The organism is Neptunomonas qingdaonensis (genome assembly GCF_900113275.1).
Lineage (GTDB): Bacteria > Pseudomonadota > Gammaproteobacteria > Pseudomonadales > Balneatricaceae > Neptunomonas > Neptunomonas qingdaonensis.
The window spans coordinates 117633-138203 of sequence record NZ_FOOU01000007.1 but is presented as its reverse complement, the minus strand read 5'-3'; the positions used below and the strand labels follow the sequence as shown (position 1 = coordinate 138203).

The 20571-nt window shown below is 49.8% G+C and carries 10 protein-coding genes; 3 read left to right on the top strand and 7 right to left on the bottom strand.

Features of this window, described 5'->3' with window-relative positions; genetic code table 11:
• Nucleotides 1-24: 24 nt before the first annotated feature.
• From BM099_RS11835 to BM099_RS11825, 3 genes are all read right to left on the bottom strand, one after another.
• A complete protein-coding gene (locus tag BM099_RS11835) occupies nt 25-1569 on the bottom strand; it encodes a TolC family protein (RefSeq protein ID WP_177201162.1) in 1545 nt (514 codons plus the stop codon).
• Nucleotides 1570-1672: 103 nt separating this feature from the next.
• Nucleotides 1673-16000: a cadherin-like domain-containing protein gene (locus BM099_RS11830; protein WP_090728329.1), complete on the bottom strand. Its 14328-nt coding sequence runs from the start codon at nt 15998-16000 to the stop codon at nt 1673-1675.
• Between the two features lie 324 nt (nt 16001-16324).
• The gene (locus tag BM099_RS11825; protein ID WP_177201161.1) at nt 16325-16990 is read right to left on the bottom strand and encodes a sterol desaturase family protein; all 666 of its coding nucleotides are present in this window, start codon (nt 16988-16990) and stop codon (nt 16325-16327) included.
• 458 nt (nt 16991-17448) lie between these two features.
• Between BM099_RS11825 and BM099_RS11820 the strand changes: the two genes are divergently transcribed.
• From BM099_RS11820 to BM099_RS11815, 3 genes are all read left to right on the top strand, one after another.
• Nucleotides 17449-17604, top strand: coding sequence for a PEP-CTERM sorting domain-containing protein (locus tag BM099_RS11820; RefSeq protein ID WP_090728327.1), 156 nt, complete (start codon nt 17449-17451; stop codon nt 17602-17604).
• A gap of 140 nt (nt 17605-17744) precedes the next feature.
• The gene (locus tag BM099_RS20315) at nt 17745-17900 is read left to right on the top strand and encodes a PEP-CTERM sorting domain-containing protein (protein WP_143083766.1); all 156 of its coding nucleotides are present in this window, start codon (nt 17745-17747) and stop codon (nt 17898-17900) included.
• Between the two features lie 110 nt (nt 17901-18010).
• The gene (locus BM099_RS11815) at nt 18011-18175 is read left to right on the top strand and encodes a PEP-CTERM sorting domain-containing protein (RefSeq protein WP_090728326.1); all 165 of its coding nucleotides are present in this window, start codon (nt 18011-18013) and stop codon (nt 18173-18175) included.
• A 207-nt stretch (nt 18176-18382) separates the two neighbouring features.
• Here the strand turns inward: BM099_RS11815 and BM099_RS20810 are convergent, their stop codons facing one another.
• From BM099_RS20810 to BM099_RS11800, 4 genes are all read right to left on the bottom strand, one after another.
• On the bottom strand, nt 18383-18517 hold the full coding sequence (locus BM099_RS20810; RefSeq protein WP_269750520.1) for a hypothetical protein: 135 nt from the start codon (nt 18515-18517) through the stop codon (nt 18383-18385).
• A gap of 29 nt (nt 18518-18546) precedes the next feature.
• Nucleotides 18547-19005, bottom strand: coding sequence for a hypothetical protein (locus tag BM099_RS11810; protein ID WP_090728325.1), 459 nt, complete (start codon nt 19003-19005; stop codon nt 18547-18549).
• Between the two features lie 508 nt (nt 19006-19513).
• Nucleotides 19514-19951 carry an SRPBCC family protein gene (locus BM099_RS11805; RefSeq protein ID WP_090728324.1) on the bottom strand — a complete coding sequence of 146 codons (438 nt, stop codon included), beginning with the start codon at nt 19949-19951 and terminating at the stop codon, nt 19514-19516.
• Nucleotides 19952-20044: 93 nt separating this feature from the next.
• On the bottom strand, nt 20045-20380 hold the full coding sequence (locus BM099_RS11800; RefSeq protein ID WP_090728323.1) for a hypothetical protein: 336 nt from the start codon (nt 20378-20380) through the stop codon (nt 20045-20047).
• Nucleotides 20381-20571: the final 191 nt, after the last annotated feature.

Below are 20571 nucleotides of genomic sequence, written 5' to 3'. Positions count from 1 at the left end.
TACTCAAACAACAAAATGAGATTTTCAAAAAGATTCAGCCTTAATCAGCGCTATATTTTCGCCACGATTCCATTGGCGCATTACATCTCCGATCGCCGTCTTAAGCGTATATAGATCATCACTTTCGATCACCTCCGGCACAGGGTTAAGGCCCATCGTGACATACAGATTTGAGATAGCCGAATCCAACTCCGCATAGGATTGATAATGACTGACTTCGGCCAGCAGGGCCGCCAGTTTTCCACGAATTTCTTGTAATGGAGTCTGCGCATTGGCGAGCGACGCATTTTTAATATGGCCATATATCCGTTGTTCGATATCATTCAACATACTGATATGTTTATAAGCATGCTCACGGCGAAGGAAGTCCTGATAAGCCACATGCACCTGAGTAATGACGGCGACCGCCAGTGCGACACGTCTGAAATCACCTATCTCTTCATGCGCTTTGGAGATCTGTTTAATTGTAGGTCCGGACACCAGATTAATCAGACTCCAGCTAACACGCATACCCGCCTCATTCCACTGGTTATTAACCAGGTAGGAGTTACTGTCGTAATTAATGCCTGCATTAAATGTCAAACCCGGCATTAACCGCAGCAGAGCCTTACGACTTTCCAGTGCCGTGATGCGTTTTTGATACGCTTCTTCTCTCAGTTCTGGCCGATTAACAAGCGCCGTGCGCTCCATATCTAAAACATCGAAATTAACTTTCGGAATCACTACCTGATCCATCGAAGGCAGTACCACTTCAAACTCAGTCGTCGGCGGCAGCCCCATCAATAATGCCAGCTCAACTTTCGCCACCATCATATCGTTCTGAACCTGTTCCAGATTGCGGATAATTTCAACCAGCCCCTTCTGGTAACCTAAGGACACCAGCGGCGCGACCAGGCGTTTACGCTCTGTAACCTGAGAATCCTGAAGAGCCTTCTGCGCCTGCAGCAGCAGTGGCTGAACCTCTTTCGCCAAAGGAGTCGTGGTAGCGGCCCGCCAATATGCAGTTCGCACCTGCTGAACAATTTGATTGATCATGCTGCGCTTCTTTTCCTGCGCAATGAAAACCTGATCGGAATTCTGTTTCGCCTGCAGATAACTAACCCCAAAATCCAGTACGTTCCAGGTCATTGTCAAATCTGCTGTATTCCTGTCACGATCCTGACTGATCGAGGGATTATTCGACACCACACCTGTTGCTACATTGCGGCTATTATTCAGGTTATCGTTAGAACGCGTAATCCAGCCAGCGCTGGCAGCAACCCGGGGTAGCATATTGACATGCTCTAAATCCAATTCCCCATTCTTAAGCACAACTTCCATCATGGATAGACGGTAATTAAGATTATATTTTATCGCACGGGCAATCGCTTCTTCCAGCGTAACAGGGCCAGTAATCGCTTCCTGATCAGCAAACATATCAGCACGATCAGCGCGAACTAACTTTTTTTGTTCATCCTTTGTAATAAACTGCGGCTGAATCGAACATCCCCCAAGCAGGATAACAAGCGCTACCCCTCCTAACAGTTTCCCATACAGTTTACTTCCTCTATCGCTAACATCAGTCGTCATCAAATCGTTCTCATTAAATATAACGTGTTCTTTAGTAGGCAAGCAGAAAAGAGATTGCCGTTCATGCCCGGAATATGCTGAATTACAGAATTTATCATAATAATCAACGGCTCTCATTAAGGGCGAAAACCGCCTCTAATGCATCGGATAACTGATCAAGAACAGAAAGCTCACGGGCAGCCAGAAGCTGTGCAGAAAGCCCTTGCTTACCCCTAACAACCTGCTCGCCCGATGGCTCAGCAGCATCGCCATGCACAGCATCCGGTGAGGATAGATCCATTTCATCATTAATGTCAGGCTTGTCCGATACTTGCGTTGCTGGCTCGTCCTGATCCAGGCGAACTTTTAAACGGAATGTCACTTGTGCATTCAGACCAGCTGAGTCTTTAGCCGTGACCACAACCAGCAGTACCCGCCCTTGATATTCCGGCGTAGGGATACCCGTGAAAACACCGGTGTCTGGATCAAAACTTAACCAGCCGGGCAATGCAGAACCATCAGAAAGGGTCGCCTCCAGACTGATAGAAGCACTGGTATCACTATGAGCAAAGATTCCCTCAGGTAAAGTATAGGTAAAAGACTCACTAATACTGACCAGATAGTCACTCGGGTTATACACTGCCGAGAGTGTAACACCTGTATATTCTCCGTCCGGCAATAGCAACTGGGCAGGCCGTATATCGGTATCTGAGCGGTTCAGTGCAGACAGTGTTTTTGACAACCTATCAATACTGTCAATATGTATACCCAGCGTATTCTTGCTGATATCAGCAGAAGGCTCACCAAGCGTCGGTGGCGAATACAATGAGTTAGGCGGCAGCACCTGAGCGGCGTTACTATCCATGATCAGGTTCGAGGCATCATATATACCGCTGACATTCACCGTAAAGGTCTGCGTCACCAGTGGACCGTCAGCATCGGAGACGCTCAGAGTGAAGGTATCACTGCCAATTTCGCCGTCATCCAGTGCTTCGATCGCCGCGTCATTCTTGACGTAGCGGTAAGCACCGGTCGCGGTGGTCAGTGTTAAGGTGCCGTAAGTACCTGGCTTACTGTAAGTGCCGTCGGTGTTATCCGTGCCGCCATCGAGACCGAAGGTCAAGGGCTCCACATCGACATCCTCGCCCACCAGAGTGCCGTTGAGGTTTCTGTCGCGGGTGGTGTTGGTCTGATCTATCTCGGCAATCGTTGCCGTGGTGATCGCTGCCAGTGTTGGCGCGTCATCGGCGCCACTGACATTCACCGTCAAGGTCTGTGTCACCAGCGCGCCGTCAGCATCGGTGACGCTCAGAGCGAAAGTGTCGCTGCCGCTCTCGCCGTCATCCAGGGCTTCGATCGCCGCATCATTCCTGATGTAGCTGTAAGCACCGCTGCCGCTGTCCAGCGTTAGCGTGCCATACGTGCCCACTTTTGTGATGCTGCTGCCGCTGACGCTGCCAGTGATAATGCCGTAGCTCAGAGTCTCATCATCCACATCCGCACCCACCAGGGTGCCACTCAGATTAGCATCGGTAGTGCTGGCGGACTGATCTACTTCGGCAATCGTTGCCGTGGTTATTGCCGCCAGCGTTGGTGCGTCATCGGCGCCGCTGACATTCACCGTCAAGGTCTGCGTCACCAGCGCACCGTCAGCATCGGTGACGCTCAGAGTGAAGGTGTCGCTGCCGCTCTCACCGTCATCCAGTGCTTCGATCGCCGCATCATTCTTAACGTAGCTGTAAGCACCGCTGCCACTGTCCAGCGTTAGCGTGCCGTATGTGCCCACTTTTGTGATGGTGCTGCCACTTTTAATACCAGTGTCAATGCCATAGCTCAGAGTCTCACCATCCACGTCCGCACCCACCAGGGTGCCACTGAGATTGGCATCGGTAGTGCTGGTAGACTGATCTACTTCGGCAATCGTTGCCGTGGTTATTGTCGCCAGCGTCGGTGCGTCATTGCTGCCGGTAATCGTGACCGTCACCGTTTTATCACCCGTCCCGCCAGCAGAATCCGTTGCCCGAAGGGTATAAGTCAGCGTCAATACTTCACCCGCTGCCAGATAATCGAAAGATTCGCTTGCGGAGTCGAATGACCAGCTTAACGCGTCAGTTATCTGCACATTAGTTAGCTCACCGGTTATGCTCATCATTGCCTTCAACGCAGCGTCATCAGGCACGAGACCCATTGTTGTTCCGGATTTAGTGACGGAAAGAATCGACATCGCCACCGTCTGATCCAGATCAACATCGTCAAGAGTCAGGGTACCAGATGCATCCAGGCCAGCACTAGTTTCCGTCAGAGCGGCCATATCGCTATCGCCACCGGTTAGGGTAATCCGCGGCAGATCATTTACCGGAGCCACGCTAACCGTCGACACAATCGCCACAGATGCAGTGTTTACGCCAGCGTCTGTTATACCACCATCATCTTTTATTTGAGTAAGGGTAAAAACCCGATCACCTGTGGTGGGATAATCCACCCGGGTATTCTGATAACTGATGCTGTTAATCAGGCTGTTTACATTAACCACGGCAACACCTGCGTGTGCCAGCACAACGGTCGCCGTATCCCCGCTACCGTTCAGTGTTATCGTATAACTCATACCATTAGTGGCTGTAGTTGCAGCACTGTCGCTCTCCAAGGTGACTGTGGAGCCATCCACCAGGATCGATTCATTTACACCATCTAACAGTCCAGCCACGGTAAAGGTCATCCCCGTAATCAGTTGGCCGGATTCAACGCTGCTAGCATTGGCGCCACTAAATACCTTGACCGAAACAGCCTGAATCCCTTCGCCGTTCGCTTCAATAAAGGAAGGGTTAAGTGGCGTAGCGGAAAGCGTTGGCGCATCGTTAACCGCTGTAATCGTAATCGCGCTGCTGACGGTATTACTGACCGCCGCTCCGGCATCATCGGAGTTTGCATCCGTTACCTGCCAGGTGATCGTCCGGTTAGCACTGATCGTAGTTGGGTCATCGGAAGTCGAATTAAATTTTACTGACTGCAGCGCCGTGCTGTACTCGGCCAGAGTCGCGTCACCGCTCAACGTCAGCGTGCCTGCACTGTAGCTGCCGCTGATTCCGTTTTGCGCTAAGAAGCTCAGCACATCGCCACCGGTGTAGCCAGCACTGATTACCACCGTCGCGCCACTCATCTGAGTATCGTCCGCATCCAAGGAGACACTAACCGTGCTGTCTATGACCGCTGCCGCAGCTTGCTCGGTATAGGCCAGCGTCTGGCTGCCACCACTAAGCACCGGCGCATCCTGGGTCGGGACAATCGTCACACCCCGGTTGTCGGAACCGCTTCCGGCTCCGGTGCCATCTGAATCGGCATCGGTAACGCTAAAGGTAATCGTCCGGCTCGCGCTGCTGGTATTATTGGTCGGATCATCGCTGGTGTTTACAAAGGTAACCGTGCGTAAAACTGCCTCGTAGTTCGCCAGTGTATCGCTACCGCTTAAGGTCAAAAGCCCTGCAGCCGCGTCGTAGCTGGTCAGCGTAATACTGGTACCACCAACAACATTACCAATCGCCGTGCCGGCAACCGCCAGCACATCACTGGCGAGCCTGCCGCTACCTATCTGAACCGTTGCGCCAGACAGGTGAGTGTCATCCGCATCGCTCAAGCTAAGCGTGCCATCAACCGTCTGGGCAACATCACCTTCGTTATAGGTCAGCTGTGAACCGACCACAGCAACAACCGGGTTGTCGGTCAAAGGAGTGATAGTGAGGGTATTGGTCACCGCTATACTGCTAGCGGCTCCTGCAGCATCGGAGTTAGCATCGGTTACCTGCCAGCTCAGCGTACGCGTGGCCGAAGCACGGGTTGGATCGTCAGATGCAGTACTAAATGTGACGCTACGCAGCGCAGCCTGGTAGTTAGCCAGCGTTGTTGTGCCAGTCAACGTCAGCACACCGCTTGCATTGCTAACAATACTAATACCATTCTGTGACGTGAAATTAAGTGTATCGCCTGCCAGGTAGTCACCGCTGATGCTGACCGTAGCACCGGTCAACTGCGTATCATCGGGATCGGTGAGAATCAGACTGGCACCGATCGCAACAGCCGGATCGTTTTCGCTATAACTAACCGCACCTAAGCCGGTCACTAGCGGCACGTCGCTCTGAGCCGTCAGGTTGATGGTGCTGGTTACCGCATCACTGGTCGCGGCTCCCGCACCGTCAGAGTTAGCATCGGTCACCGTCCAACTCAGCGTACGGCTATTTTTGCTGTTATCAGCGGTAGGATCTTCACTGCTTGAATTGAATGTAACCGAACTCAGTGCGGTCGTGTAGTCCGCCAGACTGGCCGTGCCGGACAGCGTTAATTCACCCGTGCCCGCATTGTAGTTAACAGTGAGCCCGCCAGGGTTACCCACCGTCAGTATATCTCCGCTAACGAAGTTCCCGATAGTCACTGTGGCGCTCGCCATCTGGGTATCATCTACATCGGCATCAACTGATACCGTTGCGTCGATCAGCGCCGCCACCCCATTCTCTGTATACGCCAACGTGCCACCGGCACTCATCACCGGCTTATCCTGCTGTGGGACTACCGTCACAGTCGATGCGATTGCCAACGTGCGGGTATCTTCATCACCGCCGTTATCCTTCACACTGGTCAGTGTCACGACGCGGTCACCCGCCACAGGATCTTCACTCGTATGACGATAAGCCAGCGTATTGATTAGCGTATTGCTTTGCGCTTCGGTCAAACCTGTGTGGCTATAGACCAGCGTTGCCGTGTCGCCAACGAGTGTTACCGTTACACTGCCGTTATTGGTCGTCGTCGGGGCAGCCCCTGCGGTAACCAGATCAACCTCGGTACCATCAATGGTAAATTTTTCCGCCGCTCCATCAACTAAACCGCTGATCGTTAATTGGAACTCCAGCAGAGTTTGGTCAGGCTGTATCGTATCCACATTGGCTGCACTAAACAGCAGTGTAGCAACGGCGTTTTCCGTGTAGGTCGGATCGGAAGCGGTAGCCGTTAACGTGGCGGGATCATTCACCCCAATCACTTCAACGCTGCCTCCAGTAAGTGTTACCGTAAGCGCAGTTGCTCCTCCGGCGGTATCTGCATCCACATCCAGATTATCTGCATCGTTCAGGGTAACCGAATAGCTGCGTGCTCCCGAAGGTGGGTTATCGCTGCTATGCTCGTAACTGATCGCTTCAAGGATAGTGGTGACCTGCGCCAACGTTGCGCTGTTAGTCAACTGAATAACGTAGTCACCACTGGAAACATCAGCGCCGCTTGTGGAAGCCACTCCCTGGGCCACAGCCAAACCACCGGAAAGAGTAAATTTATCGCCGGCCATTCGACTATCCAAACTAACGGTAATACTGCCCTCACCAAATACATTGGAATCAAGGGTGGCCGTTGTTGCAAGATCAGGATCGCTTATCGTCACTGCGCTAAGCAGCGTCTGGGGCGATGTTCCGACGCCCACCATGGAAGACTCCACCACGGTGCTGGTAAATGGCGTGGCGCTTAATGTTGGCACATCATTGCGCGCATCGATTTGAACCGAGATTGTCCGGCTCACATCCGAGACGCGAGACTCAACCGTATCCGCGTCGGTGTCGTAAGCGGTAAGCGCGCCGGTGGCTGAAAACGCGGGCAAAACAGGCGTTTCAGACGCGCCAGCGGGGATTGCGCTTTCCACTCCATAAACCGTCAAACCGGGCTGGGTAGCACCATTGGTATTCACATCGTCATTGGTCGTGACAAATTTAACCTGAGCGGATGCGCTCAGTAGCAAGGCATTCGAGGCAGAGATTGCGGCTGCGTTTGGCGTGAGTGTGCTGAGTTCTACCCAATTATCATTCCCCCCATCCAGATCAACCCACCAGGCACCGAGGCCCTGATCGTTGTAGGCCGCTAATGCAACGCCGGCAAAGGTGTAACCCGCTACCGCATCGGGGTCAGTGAGGCTGAGCATCTCTGACAGGCTTTTTACTACCTCGGCGGCGGCTTCCGTAGTGACGATAGTGTAATCGGCATCAAGGATCGGCGCATCGTTACTCGGGGCCAGAGTGATAGTAACAGTTGCGGTTGTCGACAATGCACCACCAGAACCCTGTTGATTACTGCTTTGCTCATTACCGTCATTAAAAACGATATCAACAACCTTAGTACCGGCCACCAGTAAATCGTTGTCGTTGGAATAAGCGAGGTTGTGAAGAATAGCGTCAACCGCATCCTGTGTAGCATTGGCGTTAAACGTTAGTTGCAGGGTACCGTCTACGCTGTTGTTAGTCAGCGTGGCGACACCCATATTGAGATGTTTCACCGACGATCCATTATTAAACACCTTCAGGCCCGAGGGTTCTGTGAAGCCGCCACTGATCGAAACATCATTAACCCCCACCTGAATAACAAAGAAGTCAGTGGCATCCGCACCGCCCTGCTGTTGCACCGTGAGTGTAGCGCCATTGAAGCTGGTCTCTGCCCGAAGAGTGAGCTCTATATCCCCTAAAGAAGCAGCCGTCGCGTTATCGATAAAGACAGCTGTCCCCGCCACATTAACACCGACTGCTTCCACAAAGGCGATGCTATCACCGTCAAGATTTGAGATTAGCGGTGCATCGTTGACTGCATTAACAGTGGTGCCGAGCGTAACCGTCGCGCTCGACCAACCACTGGCATCATCGATAATAGCTGCCGAAATATCCTTTGCGGAGCCTGCGACAAAACCGAAACCATCAGAAAGATGTACCGTCAGGCTGTTAGGTGTGCCGTTATAGTTAGCAGCATCGGGATTAAAACGGATCAGATCTGCAGCAGCCAGCACCAGCGCGCTGCTGTTGCTCAATCCGGCGGTTGGAATCGCTTCCCAGGTGCTTCCGCCATCAGTGAAGTATTCCCAATGTCCATTGCTGCCATCTTCCGCATTGGCCACGATGCCGATACCGGCTAAGGTGAAGTTGCTGCCTTTGGTATCTGGATCACTGAAGTTATCACTAAACAAGCTACTAACAGTCGCACCTGTCGGGGAGACATAGCTAGCCGAATTGGGAATAGTAGCTACGCCCCCTGCGTCTTCATTTACCGCCGCAAGCGTCGCGCTGCCCGTTGCTGTAGGTGCATCGTTAGCCTGAGTGACAGTAACTGTTATGTCGCTGCTCACGGTCTTAGCGGTGGTGGTGCCAGTGCCGTTATTGCCGAGATCACTCAGCACCACTGTGATAGTTTCAGTCGTATCAGGGTTATCACCGGGAGTATATTTCAGGGTGTCCAAAGCGCCGTTCACATCGGTCAGCGATCCGCTGATAATCACGTTACCGCTATTATTGCCGGTAATGACGGCTGAACCAAAAGCACTCACCTGCATCACACCGGCATCGTTAGTCAGAGTGACCTGCACATTACCCTGATCTGCGCCGCTGCCTTCATCTCGTGCTGCCTCGACATCAACCAGACCAAAGCCAGCGGCACTCAGATCCGCTGTAATATTTTCGGTAGCACTAAAGGAGGGGGTAGTGATTGTCAGAACCGGGGCATCATTGATCGCGGTAACACTGGTCTGCAGCGTAACCGCATTAGACCAGCCGCCGCTGCCACCGATACCAGCCGAGATATTCAGACTGTTACCGCTGGTAAATGCGGTGCCATCTGACTGACGAACGGTAAGGCTTGCGGGTATGCCGTTATAGTCAGCGACATCAGGTTTAAAGCGAATCAGATCTGTGTTTGAGAGCACCAACGCCGCCGTATCCGACAAGGAACCATCGGTCGGAATATCGACCCAACCACTACCCGCACTGTACTGCCAATGCCCATTGCTGCCATCTTCGCCGTTAGCAATAATGGCGATCCCTGCCAGTGCAGTGGCACCGGAACCACCACTGATCGTATCGGTCACATCGGAATAGTTATCCCCAAACAGCGTAGCCACCGTCACGCCAGCAGGGTCGACTGAATCCTCATCAACCGCTGCCAACGTAGTGCCCGTAGCAACGGGAGCATCATTAACCGCATTAACCGTGATAGCGATAGCGTCGGTGTCTGTTAACGTCCCGCCGATACCGCTATTGCCTAAATCACTGGTCAACACGCTGAGGGTATCGGTGCCGTTATAGTTGGCATCAGGGGTATAAATCAGTCCGTTAAGCGCCGCGTTTACCTGAGCTGCAGTGCCGCTGATGGTGACACTTGCAGTCGCATTGCTGGTGATACTTGCCCCGCCACCCGTGACGCTGAGCAAAGTACCAAAAGCCACACTGACCGTGGTCGAGAGCAGATCGGTCCCCCCTGCATCGGTGTCGACGGCATCAGTGACGGTGATCGCATTACTATTGCCGCTGCTAAAGGTCAGCGAGGTATCCTCATCCAGCGCTTGGGGATCCGGCAGCGTGTTTACCGGCGCATCGTTAACTGCTTGTACAGTGATACTCAAGGTTGCGCTGGCGGTTTCATTGGTCGCATCGCTACCATCGCCGGAACTACCAGGGATGGCGGCAATCACCTCTGCGCTGTCGGGATCGGCGCCGCTGATCCCACCATCATTCACCAACACCTGAATACTATCCGCGCCAACAAAGTTAGTATTTCCGTTATAGATAAGGCTCGCCAGAGTGGCATTGAGGTCACCCAGAGTATCGCTGACAGTAACGGAGGCGGTGCCATTATTGGTAATGGTCGCGCCGCCGGATGCGGTCAGGTTAAGGGTACCGTTGCTAGCGGTCAGTGTGACACTCAGCGGGCCGAATGCGTTATTCACAGCAAGGTCGGTGCCGACACTATCCGGATCGGCAATGCTGATACCGCTGATAGGCAGGGCCTGCTGTTCCGCGGCGGTTCGTGCCTCGGGCAGATTGATCGTTGGCGTGTCGTTAACCGGCAGAATATCGATTGAGAATGTGCCGGCCGGCTCATTCCCGCCACCACCGTCAGATAGGGCGAAATCAAACTGATCGCCGCTACTTTCCAAACCATCATGTTGATAACTTATATCGCCAGCGCGAAGCTGGGCAACGGTAAACGCACTACCCACGCCAAGCTGCTCTGAACCGCGAAATAGTAGACCATAAGAAACATTGCCGGTGATACGGAATTGAATCTCGTCATCAGCATTGTCACTATCGGTACCCAGCAGGTCGGTGACTGTGAGAACCTTGGTCTGACCTTCATAAAGAGAGCCCCCCCCTACAAATCCAGTATTGACGGCCACCAGCGGATCGTCGTTAACCGGGATGATGCTGATTGCCAAAACCACACTGGCGGTATTGTTGGCAGCTCCAGAGTTATCATTAACGGTGAAGGTCATGCTGTCAGCGGTATACTCTTCACCGTCATTGACGTAATAAAGCTTTCCTGCATTGAGCTTAGTGGCAGTGATAACAGAATCGACAGCCATAACATCATAAGTTGATGGAGTATCGGCAGCATAAGTCTGGCCATCCTTTTCCAGGCGCACTTCACCATGTGCTGGCAACACACTGACGGTATAAGTCAGGATGTTAACAGCCGCCAGGCCAACGCTCTTATCTCCACCACCATCATAGTCACGGGAACCAACTACGGCAGCCTCGGGCAGCCTATTGACATCGCCTTGCAAGGTGCCACCTTGCAGTACAATAGCGCCGCCTTCGAGGATTTTTACGCTATTAACGGCGTCGATAATTGGTTGATCATTGACCGGGGCTACATCGATCAATGCCGTTTTAACAGAAGTTACATTGTTACCATCAGTGACAAAGAAGTCGAACTGGTCAGTAAAGTCTTCCTTGCCATAATGGCTAAAGGTTACCCGGCTATTATCGACATCGTCTTGTGTGAATGTGCTGTTGGTTGTTAACGCACTTCCATTCAGGCGCAGAATGCCGCTGGTCGGCAGACTCACCAGAGAGTATGTCAGTTCAGCAGCTAAAGTATCGCTGTCGGTCGCACTGAGTACAGTGCTCGTTATCACAACGCTTGCATCGCCTTCACTAAGCGTCAGCGTACCGGCAGTTGCCGTTGGCGCAGCATTAGCGCCTCCCGCTGTCGTTGGTGGGCTGTAAGAACTATCCGGCACAGATAAAGGCGTACTGTCATCATTATCAATCGTTACCGTGAAGGTTAAGGATGTCAGTGGCGAGGATTCATCCGCATAAATACCACCGGGGCGCTCAGTCGGTTTGACGCGGGTATCACCGTCGGTGACGGTAAAGGTAAATGAATCACTACTCACAGTAGTGGGATCTGAGGTCAGGATATAACGTACACTTTCGGCGCTAATATCAGCTTGAGTAAAGTTAGCGCCATTTAACAACTGAGTCCATTCGCCTCCCTGATAGCGCGCCATATAGCCATCGGCCGGCTGACTGACCAGGGTATAGGTCAGATCGCTGTCCGGGGAATCGATATCATCGATACGCAACATCGAGTCGGTGATCACCAAGGTTGGAGAATCACTAGCACCTAATGACAGGTTCGCAGCACTGTCAGCATCTAGCGTGCCACCGTTATTCACCAGCGTAGGATCATCATCAACGGCAATGACGTTAACACCGAGGGTATTAGTGCTATCAGAAACCGCGGTGGAACCGCCACGCGCGGCAGTGTCGACAAACGTCCGCGTTTCACCACCCGCATTGCTGGTCGACAGGTCACCACTGTAAGTATTATCCAAGACACGAATCGTCAAGGGGGTCGGCGTACCGTTATAGTCGGCGACAGGCACAAAGCGAACCAGTGTTGATGCCGACACCAGCAGCGCGCTGCCAGTGTCATTGACTGAACCTATGTCAGACCATACTGCATCACCGGTTGAATACTGCCACACCCCCTGCGCACCATTAAGTGGGTTCGAGACAATGGCAATCCCGCCGACCCTAGCGCCGCGGTCAGGGTCGCTAAACTCATAATCCGGATGCTCACTGATAGCCCAACCTTCATTGCCCCCCGATGACGTCAACGGATCTTCATAGATGCTAAAAGTGAGATTTCCGATACTGGTTGGTGCCCGGTTCTCTGTACCGATTGTCAGATTGACGACAGTAGCAGCGACTACACCGCCTGCACCATCGCGTAAGCTGACACTAAAGCTGTCAGCCACGGTCTGGCTATTATCATGGGTGTACACCAGTTGCCCAAGATTAGCATAATTAAATACTGTGCCAACGGCCACATCAAAACCGTTAAGCGTCAGCTCGCCGTTAGTCGGTAGGCTTTCCAGTTTGAATACCAGTTGTTTATCGGTGTTATCGGGATCAAGCACCGTTATTTGTGCGCTTGAAAAGGTCAAGGATCCGCCTATCAGCGGCACATTCGCCACCAACAGTGCAGCAGACGGTGGTGTGTCACCCGGCACATAGAGTAGCGGCACATCGTTAACCGAACTAACACCGATCGCCAGCGTGCTGGTCGAGCCGGTATTTAGCGTATAGGTGACCAGAGGAACGCTACCACTCCAATCTGCAACGGGGGTAAAGGTGTAATTACCATTAGCCTCAAGGAGCAGCGACCCCTTTGCGTCGATAGTCGCCGTATCACCGACGCTGTAGGTCGCACCGTCACCCGCCACCTGAAAGCTGATCACTGTAAGAGTGTTATCGATATCGCTGTCGTTAGTAAGAACGTTACCACTGGCATTGTTATCTTCAAGCACAGTCTGTACATCTGTAACCATGACCGAAGCATCATCCACAGCGGTGATACTGGTACTCAGAGCAACGCCACTGGCATCGATATCGGTTGTACCACTGGCCACATCGGTGGTCTGGGGTGAGCCGTTCCTTGAATAGGTGCGGCTGACATTGTCGCCATTGTTACCGCTGTTATCGATGGCATGGATAGTCAGACTTTCAGGTATGCCGTTCCAGTCTGCCTCCGGTACAAAGCGAAGCAGAGCGTCGACATCAAGCAGCAAAGCAGCGCTGCTGGTGACTGCGCCGACAACCTGCCAGGAAGCGCCATTATCGACCGAATATTGCCACTCACCCTTACCGCTGTTATCCGGATTGGCGCTGATCGCAATGCCGGCTAACGTGTTAGCATCGGCATCGGTGAATTTACCGCTCATGATGCTGGCAACCGTCGCACCGGCAGGATCGACAGTATCCTCATTCACTGCCGGCAAGCTGGCGACCGACGTAACAGGCGCATCAGGTGTTGGGTTCACGGTGACAATAATTACTTCAGAATCAGTTTTTGCTGCACCGCCGGTGTTACCCAAATCATCAACCAGGAGAGTAATAGTATCGTCAGCCGCATCGTCTCCATCAGGGTAATCAGCATCGGGAGTGTAGCTCAGGTTTGCACTGCCTAAGGCGGCGTTGATATTGGCCAGAGTGCCTTGCACGGTAACGCTATGACTGTTGTTATTACCGGCAAAAATGCTTAACCCGCTGATGCTGTTAAACATAATATTACCGTTATCGGCACTCAGCGTGAGCTGCACATCAGCACTGCCTGCATCTTGATCGGCCAGCGTAATACCAGATAGCACCAGGCTAGCATCTTCCGTGACAGCTTGTGCGCCGGGCACTACCAATACAGGTGCGATATTGACCGGGTTAATGGTAATTTCGACACTACTGTCATTACTGGTGCCACCCACCCCGCCGGCTGCATCGATCGCCCGGAAGGTAAAAGACGCTGCCTCACTGTAGTTTTCGCTGGGCGTGTAGGTCATGTCAGTGGCTTCTGCCAACGTCAGAGTATCACCGGCCGCAAGAATACCACCGCCATTTTTCGTTAAAGTTCCGTTTAACACATCAATATTGACGATCTGGTACAAGGTGATATCAGCCGCTCCGTCATTGTCCTCTGCCACCAGTGAGAAGGTTTGCGAAGCGTTTTTATCGACTGCAATAGCGGCATCAACTGTGGTCGGTGCGTCATTTAATGCCGTTACATTGATGCTCATGACCTGCGCGCTCGGATCTGTATCGACACCGCTATTACCAAGCCCACCATCATCCTTCACTTGAAAGGTAAAGTTGCCGTAGCCGCTACCGTTGGCGTTGGCAGCCGGAGCAAAGATCAGCTTATTATTATCGATATCCTCCACCGACACCGACTGCCCCAGCGTAACCGCCAAGCCATCATTAGTCAGCGATCCATTGAGCGGCAGTGAGGTGATAATAACCGCAAAAAAACTGTCCGCAGGGGCGTCATTGGCATCTGTAAAACCGAACTCCGCTGCGGTAAAGGTGTGACTGATATCTTCATCCATCGTTATGCTGTTATCGGCACCCGTCGGGGCATCGTTGACCGAGGCAATGGTAATATCGAAGGCCTGACTAGTGCTGGAGACAGGTGTTCCAGCGTAGCTTCCTGAGTATACATTGATGGTGATGCTGAGGTTCGCCGTGCCGTTGAAGTCGGCGGCATCCTCAAAGCTCAATCCATTCAAAAAAGTATTAACCGCGTCAAGACTGCCCTGAGATAGCACGGTGGGGCCGGAGTAACCGCCATCAACAATATTACCGCTCTCGGCATTGGTCACAGTGACCTGCGCTTCAAAATTACTCTCTGATCCGTCGTAGGTAGCTGAAAAGCCGGAAAAAGCATAGCTGGCATCTTCATTAATGGTCGGCGCCGCTGGTAGAGTTATGACCGGATCAGCCAACGTCCCCTCAAATGAGGCTAACGCCTGTGTGTCGAGTGTATTGACCGACTCAATGCTGCCGGTTTGATATTCAAGTAACCAATCACCCCCGAGTGCCGCACTCCCAGTCAGATCCTCGGAGGCGGCAACATCAGCGCCCGTTACACGTGCCAGTTCGTCGACAAACAATTGACCTTCAGCGGCACCAACACGACAACCGTACAGGAGAATATCGCCCTGCTGGGTTAACGAGCTGCCAATCTGGCTCAATATATCGCTGTATGTACTCAGGCTATCGGCGTTCAGCACCGCCGTGCCGATGGTATTTTCGCCCACGCCACCATGTGAAAGAATATGAATGGCGTCAATATCGCTGCGGCCCTGCAGATAAGAGGCGATCTGCTGCAAACCATCGCCGTTGCCATCCAGCACAACAACTTCTACGCCTTCGGCCACAGAGTCGATCAATGTCTGATACTGCTCAATCGAGGCATCAACAAAGACGATTTCAACCCGGCCGGGCTCATTACCAATTGCGCCCAGCAAGTTGTTTTCATCCTGTACCTGAGTAGCCGCAAAGGGTTGCTCAATCTCGTTCAGGGCCTGAATCAAAGCCTCATTAACCACCACAGGTTCTGCTACGGCAACTGGCTGGCTATCAGTATCCACCAAAAGATCGGCGGCCGTCGCCACACCCGCCGCATCAAACATAATGCGTGGCTCCAGTGCCAGTAGCGCGCTGGAGCGTCTGCAAAATAAGGCGACAGGGGTTGTCGTTTCTGCTGATTTGATACGTTTTTCACGACGGCTCTGCGAACTCACCTTGCCATGACCTGTAGCCATTTCAGAAACAGCCTGCCAAACATTCTTGGTGTGATTCCAGATAACGCGATAAACGTGGTTCATAATACATCTCTAAAGGCCGGAAAATTCAGGCAAACACCGAAAACAGGAAGATAACGAAAAAAATAGTAGAAAAAACCGCTACTTAAAAAGCAAAGGTAATAAACATATCTTACTTGTTGGAGATAATTTGCATAGCAGAGTATAGACGAGAATTGCTGAACAACAGAAAAATACAACCCGATAAACTGATTTTTTGATTCGCATCAAGAGTACGAGTACATCTTAGAAATGAACTTGCCATTACACAACAAACAGGGAATGAATGCCCTCATGCAAAAAATAACCAGTTGATCTTGCCAGCCAGCCTCACTGAAGAAACAAGGGTTACGTGCTTTTGCCCTCATCAATAGGCTCACTGATCGAGGCGGGTACTACCACATGCCGACGAAAAGGTTGTAATAAAAGCTTATCTAACCACAGATCTCTGGGAGATCGGAAGCCATCCAAACCCAGCTTCATACCCTCATAACCCGCTAGCGGCTTATCAACGTATGTACCGAACCATCTATCCCAAAATGAAAAAAGTACACCGTAATTACTGTCCGTTTCTGGCTGCCAGGCTGAATGGTGGATTCGATGCATTGCCGGTGTTACGAACACCTTACGTATAGGTGTATCTACACTTTCTGCTATTTTTATATTGGCATGGCTAATAAGACTAACCACCTGAGCAAATAGTGAGCAAAGAATAATCGACACAGCGGGGATACCGAAAACAAAAACGACTACAACTGCTGAGACCACGGTAACAACAAGCTCAAAAGGATGGTGTTTTAATTCGGTACTGACATCAACATCAGGATCAGTGTGATGCAAGCGGTGTAATTTCCATAACAGAGGAACTTGATGAAAAACCCGATGGATGCTGTAATGAAACAGGTCATATATAAAAAAGCCAATAATAAAAGCAAACCAGAAGTTTAAATTCAGCAGATGAAATAGTCCTAACGTATTCTCCTGAAAATAAATCGCCGCTGAAATAGTCGTCACAGGCATAACCAAAAGTATAATGTAGCTATTTACCAGATGTAGCGCGATATTATTCCACCAGCGTACGGGAATTGAGGCCGTGGATTTAATCCAAGGTAAGAACACCTCCCCAATTACCAATAACCCAAGTGTCACCATTAAGCTATATGTAAATAAGTCAGTGCTGTTATTAAGAAGATATTCAATCATTGATTAAGTATGACGCATTGATTTTCAGATGCCAAAGAATATTCCTTGCCGTATCCTTAAAAAAATCAAAAAAGACCCGATACCCCATTACTGTCAGAAAATTTTACAAAAACGCCAATTTCAAACACAGAATAAAAATAACACACTGTTTTATAAGAGAATAAATTTACGGCTTAAACTTTGCATGTGTATTTATCAAATGATTACTATCGAAAAAAGATAAGTAATACTACTAATAATTATAATTTAACGATATAGGGATAAGACATATGAAAAATAAATTATTGTTGACTGCGGCAATGGTGTCCACATCTTTTCCTACTCTGGCCAGCGCGCCAACAAGTGTTATACCTGAGCCTTCAACACTCGGCTTATTTGCTGCCGCTGCCATTGCTATTACAATCGTAGCTAAATTTAAAAAATGATATGTGTAGAGTTACAAAATAGAGCGCCACTTTAAAAGACGCTTATAGAAACGTTTCAAAAGACCGAGATTCGCGTTTAGTAGTTATCTATCTGCATCTCGGATCTTAAAAGTAGTCCTCATTACATATGGAGTAAGAAGATGAAAAATAAAATATTGCTAGCAGTGACAATGCTGTTCACATCCGTGCCCGTTATAGCTGGCACAGTTGCAACAAATATACCCGAGCCTTCGGTACTAGCCCTGTTTGCTGCTGCTGCCATTGCTGTTACAATCGCAACTAAGATAAAAAAATAATTTCAGTAGCGCTACAATAGAGAGCTGTCACTCAAAAATACGCTTTAGTGATTATCTCTCTCCTTTGTCTGCATCTGAAAAACAGTATTCATGACATATGGAGATAGTCGATGAAAAATAAACTATTACTAGCGACAGCAATGATCTGCACATCTTTTTCTGTTCTGGCAGGTGCTCCTGTTGACCCAATAGCTACTGTTCCTGAACCTTCAATTCTCGGCTTATTTGCTGCGGCGGCTATTGCCGTTACAATCGCCGCTAAGCTAAAAAAATAATTTCTGTAGAATGACCAGTTTAGAATAGGCTCTGTAAATAGCGATATACTTTGTCATTATCCAACCTGAGCCTATAGTAGTCCTATGCTGATTAGTACTATTCGTTAACGGGTTAAAAAAAATGCACCGCCTGCCCACATCCATCAGTGCATTGAATAATCTGAAAGCAAGTTTGTTTATTCCAGCCACTGCCGGCCTTCGCCGCCGCTAGCACGCCCTTCTAATCCGATGTTTCGTTGAAAAAGCTCTTAACTGAAGAGCAGTAGGAACATCTTTGCAGACCACTTCCTCATAACCACCATTGATGGTGGTTACGATAGCGGCCATGGAAAGATGGGGCATGCTTTGCATTCCTTTCATCTTATGTCTGTTTAACTTCGTTTATCTGTTAAGTATATGAAAAGACCTAATGCGGATAAAAGAAATGCCGTACTGATAATAATGGCTACCGGGTAGTATAAATTACCGGCCAAATCCAATTGACTATATTTAATGACCATAATCAACCCCTCCAGAGATAAAGCAACGCACACAGTTCCGATAAATCTGGGGAGTGTTTCCCGCAAGGTTCCGACAGCGTCTTTCTCATCGTCTTCGATAGGGCCTGAGTATTCTTTATTTATAATCAAGGCTAATTCAAAGACAGCTAATCCAATAATTCCCGTATTTATACTACTCAATAACACCTCAGTGAGATTTTCTTTATTGATTATACCTTCCACAACGTTGAAAAATAATGAAAAAATAATAACCACAGCTAATCCAAAAAATATCAGTGTGAAAACTTTTGCAAAAACCGTTCTTATTAATGACGCACTTGAATTATTCATTACATCCTCTAGTAAAACGTAAAATATCCGTTTGAAAAAATAGCAGTAAGCGACATACGCAGTTTTCGCTGATGCCTGGCATCCACATCTGAAATATTCCTAGTTGCAAAGTATTATTCAAAGCCTTGAAGTTTGAACGACTTAATCATAAGTCAAAGAGGGCATGATGCGTATCAATATAATTTTTTATATATTTGCCTCAGCCGATAAGAATCATGTTGATTTATTTGAGACGGCGCACACGTGTTACGAGGCTGGTCCTATCTATTGCTCCGCTCCAAGCAGATTCATGACGACCGCAGACAGCGCCACTAGCTACCGATGCATAATTCGAGTCAGGATTGACGCACCACTAAGACCAATAATGCGGCTTGAGATTCTTCATAATTCTTTTTTGAAATGAACCCTCTGATATCATTAGCTTAACCGATTCAGACATTCGACAGTTATTCAACTACCACACAACCAGTAGACCTCAGTTAACGAAAAAAGCAGCACTGGTCCATCTTTAATGGCTTATTTGCACATCATTTGGGAACGGCCGACCTTGATTAGCTTCAAGGTAATCTTTAAGGCTGAGTAAGAATACAGCCCACTTGGTGCTGCAATGTGCCAGAAAGTCAGTAGACTCTTTCCAATGGGAGTGCGTAAAACGAACATAGGTTTGGTCATCACCGGCTTGTATTTGAAACAATATTTCGGTGCCCATCCACGCTTCCGGTGTGCTACCAGAATGCTTCCAGCGCACCGTTTTATTTTCAACAAGTTCTGTCACTGAAAAATCAGGACCGCCGCCATTAAAACGAAATTTAATGGTAGAACCAACATTGCCTGCCCCGGATATATCGTTAGTCCACCAATTAGTGAGTCCTTCATCTGTAGTCAATGCGTGATAAATTTTCTCAGGAGATGCCTTGATACCGACTTGGTGGTTAATTTCAAACATAATATTTTCCTGAATTGTGATTGGCGTTCAACACTCAAGAAGGCCACCAATAAGCTTCATAATCAGAGTCAATCGCAGCAAAAACCTAGCAAGCTAGTTTTTTGCAGGCTTATCGTCAGTCTCAAGCTTACCCGACAATTGACCAAGCACGTAACCAACAATACCACTGAGTATTGCTCCCGTTATATTGCCTTCAAGTCGGCCTGCTAAACTTAAAACAACCGTTGCAGCAATGACACCGATGACGGTAACAACTTTGAAAAATGCAGGACTTTTCAGAATACCTGAAATGCTTTCATTTGATTTTGCCACTGAACTCCAGAACATACCCCACATGGCAACAAGACCAACCGTAGCGAGTATGGAAAGGCCCACAATATATTCAGCGGTTAATCCAACTTCGCTTCCGGCAACTATGTCTGATTCCATTATACCTCTCCGCTAATATGTCTAAAGCAAACCTACCGACCTGCTTTTTTCACATCAAACCTCACAGATCAAATCTTCGCTAGTTCTTTAGTTATGAGCAAACTTCGCGCCAATAGTCATCATTACCTAATGGATTGAAATGATTGAAAATATGCAATATCACCGCATCCCACACTCATCTAAGCGGGTCA

Bases quoted from the DNA above. Each gene is read 5' to 3' on its own strand.
- BM099_RS11835 (WP_177201162.1), bottom strand. From the start codon at position 1,569: ATGACGACTGATGTTAGCGATAGAGGAAGTAAACTGTATGGGAAACTG.
- BM099_RS11830 (WP_090728329.1), bottom strand. From the start codon at position 16,000: ATGAACCACGTTTATCGCGTTATCTGGAATCACACCAAGAATGTTTGG.
- BM099_RS11805 (WP_090728324.1), bottom strand. From the start codon at position 19,951: ATGTTTGAAATTAACCACCAAGTCGGTATCAAGGCATCTCCTGAGAAA.
- BM099_RS11810 (WP_090728325.1), bottom strand. From the start codon at position 19,005: ATGAATAATTCAAGTGCGTCATTAATAAGAACGGTTTTTGCAAAAGTT.
- BM099_RS20810 (WP_269750520.1), bottom strand. From the start codon at position 18,517: ATGCCCCATCTTTCCATGGCCGCTATCGTAACCACCATCAATGGTGGT.
- BM099_RS11800 (WP_090728323.1), bottom strand. From the start codon at position 20,380: ATGGAATCAGACATAGTTGCCGGAAGCGAAGTTGGATTAACCGCTGAA.
- BM099_RS20315 (WP_143083766.1), top strand. From the start codon at position 17,745: ATGAAAAATAAAATATTGCTAGCAGTGACAATGCTGTTCACATCCGTG.
- BM099_RS11820 (WP_090728327.1), top strand. From the start codon at position 17,449: ATGAAAAATAAATTATTGTTGACTGCGGCAATGGTGTCCACATCTTTT.
- BM099_RS11815 (WP_090728326.1), top strand. From the start codon at position 18,011: ATGAAAAATAAACTATTACTAGCGACAGCAATGATCTGCACATCTTTT.